Source organism: Nakamurella sp., assembly GCF_048594475.1.
In the GTDB taxonomy this organism is placed as follows: domain Bacteria; phylum Actinomycetota; class Actinomycetes; order Mycobacteriales; family Nakamurellaceae; genus Nakamurella.
The window spans coordinates 1-11145 of the sequence record NZ_JBMDXT010000549.1 but is presented as its reverse complement, the minus strand read 5'-3'; the positions used below and the strand labels follow the sequence as shown (position 1 = coordinate 11145).

The following is an 11145-nucleotide window of genomic DNA, read 5'->3' as shown; positions in this document are numbered from 1 at the left end:
GACTTGGCCTCGATGATCCGGTTCTCGATCTGGTCGCTCATGCCCAGGCCGTGCCGGCCGCCGATGGCGTTGGCCTCGATCACGAGGGCGACCGGGTCCAGCTCCACGCCGTTGATGGCGACCGGCCGGCCCCGTTCGAACGCCAGGGTCACGTCCTCGGTGGCGATCGCGACGGACTCGTCCCAGTACCGCACGCCCATGATCGGCTGGACGATCTCCACGGAGGCGTCCAGGTGCTCCAGGCGCTTGGCCTCGTGGGTGGCTCCCCAGATGTTGGCGTCGGTCGAGTACGCCTTCTCCGCCGACGCCCGGTACGGCAGGTCGCGGGCCAGCAGCCACTCGCTCATCTCGGTGCGGCCACCCAGCTCGGTGACGAACTTGGTGTCCAGCCAGGGCTTGTAGATCCGCAGGCGCGGGTTGGCCAGCAGCCCGTACCGGTAGAAGCGCTCGATGTCGTTGCCCTTGTAGGTCGAGCCGTCGCCCCAGATGTCGACCTCGTCGTCGGCCATTGCCCGGACCAGCAGGGTCCCGGTGACGGCGCGGCCCAGCGGGGTGGTGTTGAAGTAGGTCAGCCCGGCCGAGCGGATGTGGAACGCGCCGCAGGCCAGGGCGACGAAGCCCTCCTCGACCAGGCCGGCCCGGCAGTCGACGATCCGGGCGATCTCGGCGCCGTACTCGGTCGCCCGGCCGGGGACGCCGGACAGGTCGGGCTCGTCGGCCTGGCCCAGGTCAGCGGTGTACGCGCAGGGCACCGCCCCGTTCTCGCGCATCCAGGCCACGGCCACCGAGGTGTCCAGCCCTCCCGAGAACGCGATGCCGACCTTCTGGCCCTGGGGCAGGGATTCAAGAACCTTGGACACGAGCAGGGAGCCTATCTGTGCGGGTGACGGTGGTCGTGCGGGCGGGACCCGCCGGCTGCTGGCCGGCCGGGGCCCGGGCGGGCCGGGTGGCCCGGTGCGCGGGGGGCCGGGTGGTCAGGTGTCGCCGGCGGCCAGGCCGGCCAGCAGCCGGCCGACCTCCAGGCCGGTCCGGCCGTCCCGGGCGACGACCAGGATGGTGTCGTCGCCGGCGATGGTGCCGACGATGTCGGCCAGGCTGGCCCGGTCGATCGCCGAGGCGAGGTACTGCGCGGCGCCCGGCGGGGTGCGCAGGACGGCCAGGTTGGCCGATCCGTCGAACGAGAGCAGCAGCTCGCCGAGCAGGCGGGCCAGCCGATCCGTGCCGCCCTCCATCGGCCGGGGGGTGCCGTCCTCCGGGATCCGGTAGACCGGCGGCCCGCCGTCCACCCCGCGGAGCTTGAGCGCACCCAGTTCCTCCAGGTCCCGGGACAGGGTGGCCTGGGTGACGGTCACCCCGGACGCCGACAGCAGCGCCATCAGCTCGGTCTGCGAGCGCACCGGGTGGTCCCGGATGAGCTCGGTGATCCGGCCGTGCCGGGCCGCCTTCGTCGCCAGCGGGTTCACGGGTGCGCCGGCCGGCCCGGTCAGCGGAAGCCGGTCAGTAGCAGCGCCATCAGTGCCTTCTGCGCGTGCAGCCGGTTCTCGGCCTCGTCCCAGACCGCGGACGCCGGCCCGTCGATCACCTCGTCGGTGATCTCGAAACCGCGGTGCGCGGGCAGGCAGTGCAGCACGATCGCGTCCTGGCCGGCCCGGCCCAGCAGGGCCGGGTTGATCTGGTACGGCCGGAACGGGCCGATGCGGTCCAGGCCGTCGTTCTCCTGCCCCATCGACACCCACGTGTCGGTGACCAGGACGTCGGCGCCGTCGGCGGCGGCCTGCGGGTCGGCGATCAGTTCGACCCCGCCGCCGGTCTGCGCGGCCCGGGCCCGGGCGGCGTCGACGAACTGCGGGTGCGGGTCGAAGCCGGTGGGCGCGCTGACCCGGACGGTCATGCCGGCGTTGGCGCCGCCGAGCATCAGCGAGTGGGCCATGTTGTTGGCACCGTCGCCGAGGTAGGTCATGGTCAGACCGGCCAGGCGGCCCTTGCGCTCCCGGATGGTCTGCAGGTCGGCCAGCACCTGGCAGGGGTGGAACTCGTCGGTCAGCGCGTTGATCACCGGCACGCTGGACACGCCGGCCAGGGCGTCGATCCGGCCCTGCGCGAACGTGCGGATGGCGACCGCGTCGACGAACCGGGACAGCACGCGGGAGGTGTCCTCGATCGTCTCCTCCCGGCCGAGCTGGCTGGTGCGGCCGTCCACGATCACCGGCTGCGCCCCGAGCTGGGCGATGCCGACCTCGAAGGACAGCCGGGTCCGGGTCGAGTTCTTCTCGAACACCACGGCGACGGCCTTGCCGGCCAGCGGCGTGTATCCGGTGCGGTCCTTCTTGAAGGCGTCGGCGGTGTCCAGGATCTGGATCAGCTCGTCCGGCGTGACGTCGTCGTCCCGCAGGAAGTGCCGGACGGGCGCGCTGGTCATGTCGTCTCCTCGATGGCGGTGTCCAGGATGCCGGGCAGGGCGGCGACGAAGGAGTCGGCCTGCTCCGTGGTCAGGATGAGCGGGGGGGCCAGCCGGATGACGTCCGGGGCCGGGGCGTTGACGATGAACCCGTGGTCCCGGGCGGCCGCGGCGACCGGGGCCGAGATCGGGTCGGTCAGGACGATGCCCAGCAGCAGTCCCTGACCGCGGACCTTCTCGATCCGCGGATCATCGAGATCCTCGACGGCCGTCGCGATGTGCTTGCCCAGGGTGGCGACATGATCGAGCAGTCCATCGGTCTCGATGGTCCGCAGCACCGCCAGGGCGGCGGCCGCGCAGACCGGGTTGCCGGCGAAGGTGCTGCCGTGCTGGCCGGGTTGGAGCAGGTTGGCGGCCCACCCGTAACCGATGGCGGCGCCGATCGGCAGGCCGCCGCCCAGCCCTTTGGCCAGCGTCACGACGTCGGGCACGATGCCGAAACGCTGGTGCGCCAGCCAGGTTCCGGTGCGGCCGATGCCGGTCTGCACTTCGTCCAGGACCAGCAGCGCGCCGCGCTCGGCGGTGATCTTGCGGGCGGCGACCAGGTAGCCGTCGGGGGCGGGCACGACGCCGGCCTCGCCCAGGATCGGCTCCAGGAACACCGCCGCGGTCCGCTCGTCGACCGCCGCGTCGAGCGCGTCGACGTCGCCGTAGGGCACGAACGCGGCACCCGGTGGCATCGGCTCGAACGGCGCACGTTTGGCCGGCTGACCGGTGATGGACAGCGCGCCCATGGTTCGGCCGTGGAAGGCGCCGTCGGCGGCGACGATGGTCGGCCGGCCGGTCAGCCGGGCCATCTTGAACGCGGCCTCGTTCGCCTCGGCGCCGGAGTTGGCGAAGATCACCCGCCCGGACTCGCCGGCCCCGCTGATGTCCTGCAGCTTCTCGGCCAGCTCCAGCACGGCGGGGTGGGTGAAGAAGTTGCTGACGTGGCCCAGGGTGGCGATCTGCTCGCTGACGGCCCGCACGATCGCCGGGTGCGCGTGGCCGAGGGCGTTGACCGCGATCCCGCCGAGCAGGTCCAGGTACTCGTGGCCCTCGGCGTCGACGACGACCGCGCCGTGCCCGCTGACCAGCTCAATCGGCGGGGTGCCGAAGTTGTTCATCAACGCGTGCTGCCACCGGGCGGCGGCCTGCTCGTTGCTCGTGGCCGGACTCATTTCGGGTGCTCCAGGTGGGGTTCCAGATGCGGCAGGACCATGGTCCCGACGCCCTCGGTGGTGACGATCTCCAGCAGGACGGCGTGCGGGACGCGGCCGTCGATGACGTGCGCGGCGGCCACTCCCCCGCGCACCGCGCGCAGGCACCCCTCCATCTTGGGCACCATGCCCGACTCCAGCCGGGGCAGCAGTTCCTCCAGCGCGTCCGCGCCGATCCGGGACAGCAGCGAGTTCCGGTCCGGCCAGTTGGCGTACACGCCCTCGACGTCGGTCAGCATGACCAGCTTCGCCGCGTCCAGCGCGACGGCCAGGGCGGCGGCGGCGGTGTCGGCGTTGACGTTGTGCACCACGCCGTCGGCGTCCGGGGCGACGGTCGAGACGACCGGGATGCGGCCGGCGTCGACCAGGTCGAGCACGGCGGCCGGATTCACCTCGACGACGTCGCCGACCAGCCCGACGTCGGTGGGGACGCCGTCGACCAGCACGTGCCGCCGGGCGGCGGTGAACAGGCCGGCGTCCTCGCCGGACATGCCGACGGCCAGCGGGCCGTGCGAGTTGATCAGGTTGACCAGCTCGCGGCCGACCTGGCCGACCAGCACCATCCGCACCACGTCCATGGTCTCCGGGGTGGTCACCCGGAACCCGCCCTTGAACTCACCGGTCAGTCCCAGCCGCTTGAGCATGGCGCTGATCTGCGGCCCGCCGCCGTGCACCACCACCGGGCGCAACCCGACGGTGCGCAGGAACACCATGTCGGCGGCGAACGCGCGCTTGAGGGTCTCGTCGGTCATCGCGTTGCCGCCGTACTTGACGACGACGATCTGCCCGGCGAAGCGGCGCAGCCAGGGCAGGGCGTCGGCCAGCACCTCGGCGCGCTGCTGCGCGGTCGCCAGCTGGGACAGCTCGCGGGGTTCGAACGCGGACGCGGCGCCGGTCATGTCGAGTACGCCGAGTTCTCGTGCACGTAGGCGTGCGACAGGTCGTTGGTCAGCACCGTCGCCGTCTCGGTGCCGGCGTGCAGGTCGATGACCACGTGCGCCTGCCGGCCGCGCAGGTCGACCAGGTCGCGGTCGTCGCCGACGCCGCCGGCCCGGCAGATCTGCACGCCGTTGAGGGCGACGTCGATGGCGTCGGCGTCGAACTCGATGTGCGGGCCGGCGGTGCCGACCGCCGCGAGGATCCGCCCCCAGTTGGGGTCCTGCCCGAAGAACGCGGTCTTGACCAGGTTGTTCCGGGCGACGAGCCGGCCGACCTCGACCGCGTCGTCCTCGGTGACCGCGCCGCGCACCTCGATCCGGATCTCCTTGGTGGCGCCCTCGGCGTCGGCCAGCAACTGTTCGGCCAGGTCCGTGCAGGCCCGGGTGACCGCGGCGGTGAGCTGTTCCGCGCTCGGCTCGGTGCCGGACGCGCCGGAGGCCAGCAGCAGGACGGTGTCGTTGGTCGACATCGCCCCGTCGGAGTCCAGGCGGTCGAAGCTGACCCGGGTCGCCGCCCGCAGCGCGCCGTCCAGGGTGGCACCGTCGGCCACCGCGTCGGTGGTGAGCACGACCAGCATGGTGGCCAGGCCGGGAGCGAGCATGCCGGCGCCCTTGGCCATGCCGCCGACGGTGAAGCCGGGGCCGTCGACCACCACGGTCTTGGGCACGGTGTCGGTCGTCATGATGGCGACGGCCGCATCGGCGCCGCCGCGGGCCGACAGCGCGCGGTGCGCCTCGCCGGCGCCGGCCAGCAGCAGGTCCATCGGCAGCCGCATCCCGATCAGCCCGGTGGACGCCACGGCCACCCGCCGGGCCGGCAGGCTCAGCACCGAACCGACGTGCTCGGCGGTGGTCACCGTGTCCTGGTAGCCCTCCGCGCCGGTGCACGCGTTGGCGCCGCCGGAATTCAGGATGACCGCGGCGAGCTGGGCACCCGGCCCCTCGTCGGCGGAGAACAGGGCCTGGCACCAGCGGACCGGCGCGGCCTTGACCCGATTGCCGGTGAACACCCCGGCGGCGTCGAAGCGGGGACCGTCGTTGACGACCAGGGCGACGTCGGGCTTCCCGGACGCCTTCAGGCCGGCGGTGACGCCGGCGGCCCGGAACCCCTGCGGGCTCGTACAGCTCATGGCGCAACTCCTACGGTCGGCAGGCCCGTCGTCTCCGGCAGGCCGAGGGCCAGGTTGAGGCACTGCACGGCGGCGCCGGCGGTGCCCTTGGTCAGGTTGTCCAGGGCCGAGATGACGATCACCCGGCCGGCGGCCGCGTCGACGGCGACCTGCAGGTGGACGGTGTTCGCGCCGAGGGTGGACGCGGTCGTCGGCCACTGCCCGGCCGGCAGCAGACGGACGAACGGCTCGTCACCGTAGGCCTTCTCGTAGACCGCCCGGACCTCGTCGGCGGTGACGCCGGCCTGCGCGACCGGCGCGCTGACGGTGGACAGGATGCCGCGCGGCATCGGCACCAGCAGCGGGGTGAACGAGACGGTGACCGGCTCCCCGGATGCCTTGCCGAAGTTCTGGATCATCTCGGGGGTGTGCCGATGCACACCCCCCACCCCGTAGGCGGAGACCGCGCCCATCACTTCGGAGCCGATCAGGTTCGTCTTGGGCGCCTTGCCGGCTCCGGACGTCCCGGACGCGGCGACCACGACCACGTCCGGCCGGACCAGGCCGGCTGTCAACGCCGGCACCATGGCCAGGGACGCGCCGGTCGGGTAGCAACCAGGGACGGCGACCCGCCGCGCGCCGCGCAGTCGCTCGCGGTGGCCGGGGAGTTCGGGGATGCCGTAGGGCCAGGTGCCAGGGTGCTCACCGCCGTAGAACTGCGCCCAGGCGGCCGGATCCTCCAGCCGGTGGTCGGCCCCGCAGTCGACGACGACCGTGTCCGGACCGAGCTGGGCGGCCACCTCGTGCGACTGCCCGTGCGGCAGGGCCAGGATCACCGCGTCGTGCCCGCGCAGGGCCTCGACGGTGGTCGGCTCGAGGATGCGGTCGGCCAGCGGGGTCAGGTGCGGCTGATGCGCACCCAGGGGGTCCCCGGCGTTGCTGTGCGCGGTCACCGCCCCGATCTCGACCTGGGGGTGCGCCAGCAGCAGGCGCAGGGCTTCGCCGCCCGCGTACCCGCTCGCTCCGGCGACCGCCACCCGGTATGTCATGAGTTCCTCCCTCGGAAGCGCTGACAATACAGCACATCGCATAGTCATGCAGGGGGGTCGGGCTCACCGCTCGGTCCCCGGGCATGGGCCCGGACGCCCTGCGGGCTGAAGATGCTCAGGATCTCGGCATCTCCCTCGCCGGTGCTGCCGAACCAGTGCGGGATCCGGGTATCGAACTCGGCGACCTCGCCGACCCCCATGACCACGTCCCGATCACCGACGACCAGGCGCATCCGTCCGGCCAGCACGTACAGCCACTCATGACCCTCGTGGGTCTTGAGGTCGACGTCGGCGAAATGACCAGGGACGAGGATCTTCCAGGCCTGCGGGGTGCCGGGCTGGTGGGCCAGGGGGATGACGATCCGCCCGTTGACCCGGCGGGGGCGCAACCGCACGCGGGGGTCACCGGTCTCCGGGGCACCGACCAGGTCGTCCAGCGGCACCCGGTAGACCTGGGCCAGCGGCAGCAGCAGTTCCAGGCTCGGCCGACGCCGACCGGTCTCCAGCCGGGACAGGGTGCTGGTGGAGATGCCGGTGGCCGTGGCGACCGCGGCCAGGGACAGTCCGCGCCGCTGCCGCACGGCCTGCAACCGGGGCCCCACCGCGTGCAGCGCGGCGGCGAGGCCGTCGGCGGGTCGATCGGCGGGTCGATCGGCCGGTCGGGTCGCCCGACCGGCCGGCGTTTCGGGTGGCGGGTGCATACGGTCCATCCGACCAGTCCGTCCCAGTTCCGGCAACATTCGTTGCGGTCGCCGGCGGCGCCCGCGCACCCTTCGACCATGACGAGGACATCGCCGGCGGCGGCCGGGGCGGCGGGAATGGGGCTGGCGGTGCTGGCCGCGTCGGTCGGCACCAGCGCAGCGAACGTGGCCCTGCCGGAGCTGGCGGTCGCGTTCGACGCGTCGCCCGGGCAGGTCCGCTGGGTGGTCGTCGCCTACCTGCTGGGGATGACCGCGACGAGTGTCGCGGTGGGTGATCTGGGCGACCGTCTGGGCCACCGGCGGGTGCTGCTCGCCGGCCTGGCCCTGTTCGGCGGCGCGGCCCTGGCCGGCGCCTGCGCCCCCGGTCTGGGCGTCCTCGTCGCGGCCCGCGGGGTCCAGGGTGTCGGGGCCGCCGTGATGACCGCCCTGCCGCTGGCCATCGCCCGGGCCACCGCGGGACCGGAACGGGTCGGCCGGACGATGGGCCTGCTCGGCACGACGTCGGCGGTCGGCACGGCGGCCGGACCGGCCCTGGGTGGGCTGCTCATCGGCCTGGGTGGCTGGCGGGCGCCGTTCCTGGCCATGGTGCCGGTCGGGCTGCTGGCTCTGGTTCTGGTCGCGCGCGGACCCGTCGGCGACTCGCCCGGCGCGCGACCGGTCCGCTTCGACGGCCCGGGCGCCGGGCTGCTCATCGCGGCGACAGCCCTGTACGGGTTGGCGTTGACCGCGCCCACCGACCGTTGGCCGACCGGCCCGCTGCTGGTCGCCGCGGCCCTGCTGACCGCCGCGTTCGTGCTCGTCGAGACCCGGTCGACGCACCCCGTCGTGCCGATGAGGGTGCTCGGGTCCCGGGCGGTCGCGATCGGGTTGGGGACCAACGTCGTGGTCGCCGCCGTCATGATGACCACGCTCGTGGTCGGACCGTTCTTCCTGGCCGACGCGCTGCACCTGCCGGTGGCCGCCATCGGCGCGATCATGGCCGTCGGGCCGGTCATCTCGGCCGGCACCGGCATCCCGGCCGGGCGCCTGGTCGACCGGGCCGGCGCCTCGGTGACGGTGACCGTCGGGCTCGTCATGCTGACGGCCGGGGCGCTCGCGCTCGCCTTCTTCCCCGTCTGGTGGGGCGTCGTCGGCTACGTGGCGGCGCTGCTGGTCCTGACGCCGGGCTACCAGCTCTTCCTGGCCGCCAACACCACGGCCATGCTCAACCGCACGGCCGAACGGCACCGGGGGACGGCCGCCGGCCTGCTCGGACTGTCCCGCAACCTCGGGCTGATCACCGGGGCCTCAGCCCTCGGCGCGGTGTTCACCGGCGCCGTCGGCTCGGTGGACCCGGCCGCGGCCGACGGGCGGCCAGCGGCGTGGCGCCTGACGTTCCTGACCGCCGCGGCGCTGACCGCCGGCGCCGCGCTGGCCAGCCGGTTCGCCGCCCGGGCCCGGTCCGGGGCCGACCGGCCCGGGTGACGATCCAGGTCTTGATCCAGTCGCCGAATCAGTCGCCGAATCAGCTGCCCAATCAGTCGTCGAACCGGCGGGTGTCCCGGCGCAGCGGATGGTCGGCGGGCACCTGCACCAGCACGATCGGGGTGCCGTCGGGATCGGCGATCCAGGCCTCGATCAGCCCCCAGAACTCCTCCCGCGGTTCCCGGACGATGGGCACCCCCCGACCGGCCAGCCGGGTCACCTCGGCCCGCACGTCGCGCACCTGCAGCCAGATCGCGATGCCGGCCCGGCCCGGTTCGTCGACCCGGCCGGAGACCTCGATCAATGTCGGGCCGGCGAAGAACACGACCGCCGGGGCGTCGGGCGGGCCGAACTCGCGGGCGATCGCCAGCCCCAGGTCGTCCCGGTAGAACCGCTGGGTGGCGGCCGGGTCCCGCGGTCGCAGGATGATCCGGCTGGCGAGCACGTCCATGCCGCCGATCGTGCCGCATCCGGCGGCCGGCATCACAGGGGCCTGACCGGGCCGGCTCAGACCACGGTCACCAGCAGCGGCACGAGCTGCTCGGCCGGGGTGAGCGAGCCGTGCTGGCCGACCAGCGACAGCACGTGCCGGCTCGCGGTGCGCGAGTCGATCAAAGTGAACGGTTCGCGGCCGGCGACGACCACGTCCCCGATCCGGCCCCGCACCCGGGGGTCGACCGGGCCGAACCAGCCCTGCTCGATGGCCGCGGCCCGCGTCCGGACCTCCGCGCGTTCGCCCACCCAGTGGCTCACCTGCCCGGCCAGCTCGGCGGCCGCATCCGCGGAGGTGCCGGGCGCGCAGTAGAGCTGGGCGAACCGGCCCTCACCGCCGAGCACCCGGAACCGCGGCCACAGCCCGGGCCGGGTGGCCAGGTCCAGCCGGTCCGGATGCGGGACGTCGACCATGCCGTGGTCGGCGGTGACGACGAGCAGCGTGCCCGGGAGGAGCCGGCGGGCCAGCCGGGCCAGCTCGCGGTCGACGGCGCGCAGCGTGCGCCGCCACTGCGGCGAGCGCCACCCGTGCACGTGTCCGACCGCGTCGATGTCGGCCCAGTAGAGGTAGACAAGGCCGGGACCGCGCAGCCGCTCGGCGGCCGCGTCGACCCGCTCGTGCAGCCGCCCGAGCCCGATGAAGTCGGCCCCGCGGAGGGCGGCGACGGTCAGGCCCGAGCCGTAGAACTCCGGGTTGCCGATCTGGGTCACCGGCACCCCCCGGCCGGCCAGGTGCTCGAAGACCGTCGGGTACGGCTGCCAGGCCAGTGGATCGGTCCCCGGGTGCCAGCGCAGCTCGTTGAGCAGTTCGCCCCGCGCCGGGTCCATCACCTCGTAGCCGACCAGCCCGTGCCGGCCCGGCGGCAGGCCGGTGCCGAAGGAGGCCATCGACGTCGCCGTCGTGCTCGGCCCGCCGGCCACCAGGGCACCGTCCTCACGCAGCAGCGAGCCGAGGAACGGCGCGTGCCGGGCCCGTTCGAGCAGCAGCCGGTGCCCCAGCCCGTCGAGCAGCACCACGCACACCCGCTCGGCCGGCGGCAGGTCGACCGCCGGCAGGCCGATCTCGTGCCCCATCGCCGCGGCGACCCCGGGCAGCAGGGCGCCCAGCGCGGTCCCGTCGTACCGGGGGACGAGCCAGTCCGCGCTCACCGTCGGAGCCGTCCCGGCCGGGGCGCCTCCGACGGGGACCGCCGCGCGGACGAAACCACCCCGGATGTGACGGGTGGGACGGGAGTCGACGAGATCATCCGCGCCGGGGTTGTTGATCCGCGCGGGTCAGCGGCGGACGGCGGCGGCCGCGGTCATCGCCGACAGGGCCTTGGCGAAGGTGATGCCGTCCCGCAGGGCACCCTCGCCCTCGGCGTCGGCGCTGATCCGCAGGGACAGGTCGTCGGCGGTGATGCTGCCGGTCATCCCGTGGTCCGCCTCGCAGTTGGGGTCGCCGCAGGTCGCCGGCTCCAGGTCGACGCGGGACACCGCGCCCCAGCCGATGGTCACGGTCAGCTCGCGGCCGAGCTTGCCCCGCCGGTACCGCTCGGGCTTGGGCACCACATGGGTCACCATCACCGATCGGACCGACGACAGCGGCACGGATTCGCTGGTGGCGATGCCGTGGTTCTCGTCCCCGTGCTCCTCGTCGGCGCTGTGGTCGTCGGCGTGCACGAAGATCAGCCGGCCCTGGGTCAGCACGACCACGGACAGGTGCCGCCGGATGGTGTCGACGTCGAAGGTGGTC

Annotated in this window: 12 protein-coding genes; 1 reads left to right on the top strand and 11 read right to left on the bottom strand. The window is 73.8% G+C overall.

The genetic code is table 11. The annotated features are described in order from the left end of the window. The 8 genes from argG to ACOJUF_RS24705 form a co-directional block, all read right to left on the bottom strand. Window positions 1-860, bottom strand: an 860-nt coding sequence (gene argG, locus ACOJUF_RS24740) for an argininosuccinate synthase (protein WP_420124462.1), incomplete at its 3' end; no start/stop codon positions are given. A gap of 114 nt (window positions 861-974) precedes the next feature. Continuing rightward, window positions 975-1463 carry an arginine repressor gene (locus ACOJUF_RS24735; protein WP_420124461.1) on the bottom strand — a complete coding sequence of 163 codons (489 nt, stop codon included), beginning with the start codon at window positions 1461-1463 and terminating at the stop codon, window positions 975-977. Between the two features lie 20 nt (window positions 1464-1483). Continuing rightward, entirely contained in the window at window positions 1484-2419 is a 936-nt protein-coding gene (gene argF, locus ACOJUF_RS24730) for an ornithine carbamoyltransferase (protein ID WP_420124460.1), read from the bottom strand. After that, window positions 2416-3618 (bottom strand): acetylornithine transaminase, encoded by a 1203-nt coding sequence (locus ACOJUF_RS24725; RefSeq protein WP_420124459.1) that lies wholly within the window; start codon window positions 3616-3618, stop codon window positions 2416-2418. The genes argF and ACOJUF_RS24725 overlap by 4 nt, the downstream gene beginning before the upstream one ends. Then, window positions 3615-4556: an acetylglutamate kinase gene (gene argB / locus ACOJUF_RS24720; protein WP_420124458.1), complete on the bottom strand. Its 942-nt coding sequence runs from the start codon at window positions 4554-4556 to the stop codon at window positions 3615-3617. The genes ACOJUF_RS24725 and argB overlap by 4 nt, the downstream gene beginning before the upstream one ends. Further along, complete coding sequence (gene argJ, locus ACOJUF_RS24715) at window positions 4553-5725, bottom strand: bifunctional glutamate N-acetyltransferase/amino-acid acetyltransferase ArgJ (protein WP_420124457.1); 1173 nt, start codon at window positions 5723-5725, stop codon at window positions 4553-4555. Before argJ ends, argB begins: the two co-directional genes overlap by 4 nt. Continuing rightward, complete coding sequence (argC, locus tag ACOJUF_RS24710; protein ID WP_420124456.1) at window positions 5722-6753, bottom strand: N-acetyl-gamma-glutamyl-phosphate reductase; 1032 nt, start codon at window positions 6751-6753, stop codon at window positions 5722-5724. Before argC ends, argJ begins: the two co-directional genes overlap by 4 nt. A 44-nt stretch (window positions 6754-6797) precedes the next feature. Next, window positions 6798-7454, bottom strand: coding sequence for a helix-turn-helix domain-containing protein (locus tag ACOJUF_RS24705; RefSeq protein ID WP_420124463.1), 657 nt, complete (start codon window positions 7452-7454; stop codon window positions 6798-6800). Window positions 7455-7532: 78 nt separating this feature from the next. Here ACOJUF_RS24705 and ACOJUF_RS24700 point away from each other — a divergent pair, with 78 nt between their 5' ends. Then, complete coding sequence (locus tag ACOJUF_RS24700; RefSeq protein ID WP_420124455.1) at window positions 7533-8918, top strand: MFS transporter; 1386 nt, start codon at window positions 7533-7535, stop codon at window positions 8916-8918. Between the two features lie 52 nt (window positions 8919-8970). Here the strand turns inward: ACOJUF_RS24700 and ACOJUF_RS24695 are convergent, their stop codons facing one another. The 3 genes from ACOJUF_RS24695 to ACOJUF_RS24685 all read right to left on the bottom strand — a co-directional run. Then, a complete protein-coding gene (locus ACOJUF_RS24695; RefSeq protein WP_420124454.1) occupies window positions 8971-9369 on the bottom strand; it encodes a VOC family protein in 399 nt (132 codons plus the stop codon). 56 nt (window positions 9370-9425) lie between these two features. Continuing rightward, the gene (locus tag ACOJUF_RS24690; RefSeq protein WP_420124453.1) at window positions 9426-10559 is read right to left on the bottom strand and encodes an alkaline phosphatase family protein; all 1134 of its coding nucleotides are present in this window, start codon (window positions 10557-10559) and stop codon (window positions 9426-9428) included. Between the two features lie 126 nt (window positions 10560-10685). Next, window positions 10686-11145 (bottom strand): DUF5998 family protein (locus ACOJUF_RS24685; protein WP_420124452.1); only part of this gene is annotated, 460 nt, incomplete at its 5' end.

Coding starts and splice junctions, on each gene's coding strand:
- argF (WP_420124460.1), bottom strand. CDS start 2,419: ATGACCAGCGCGCCCGTCCGGCACTTCCTGCGGGACGACGACGTCACG.
- argJ (WP_420124457.1), bottom strand. CDS start 5,725: ATGAGCTGTACGAGCCCGCAGGGGTTCCGGGCCGCCGGCGTCACCGCC.
- ACOJUF_RS24695 (WP_420124454.1), bottom strand. CDS start 9,369: ATGGACGTGCTCGCCAGCCGGATCATCCTGCGACCGCGGGACCCGGCC.
- ACOJUF_RS24700 (WP_420124455.1), top strand. CDS start 7,533: ATGACGAGGACATCGCCGGCGGCGGCCGGGGCGGCGGGAATGGGGCTG.
- argC (WP_420124456.1), bottom strand. CDS start 6,753: ATGACATACCGGGTGGCGGTCGCCGGAGCGAGCGGGTACGCGGGCGGC.
- argB (WP_420124458.1), bottom strand. CDS start 4,556: ATGACCGGCGCCGCGTCCGCGTTCGAACCCCGCGAGCTGTCCCAGCTG.
- ACOJUF_RS24725 (WP_420124459.1), bottom strand. CDS start 3,618: ATGAGTCCGGCCACGAGCAACGAGCAGGCCGCCGCCCGGTGGCAGCAC.
- ACOJUF_RS24705 (WP_420124463.1), bottom strand. CDS start 7,454: ATGCACCCGCCACCCGAAACGCCGGCCGGTCGGGCGACCCGACCGGCC.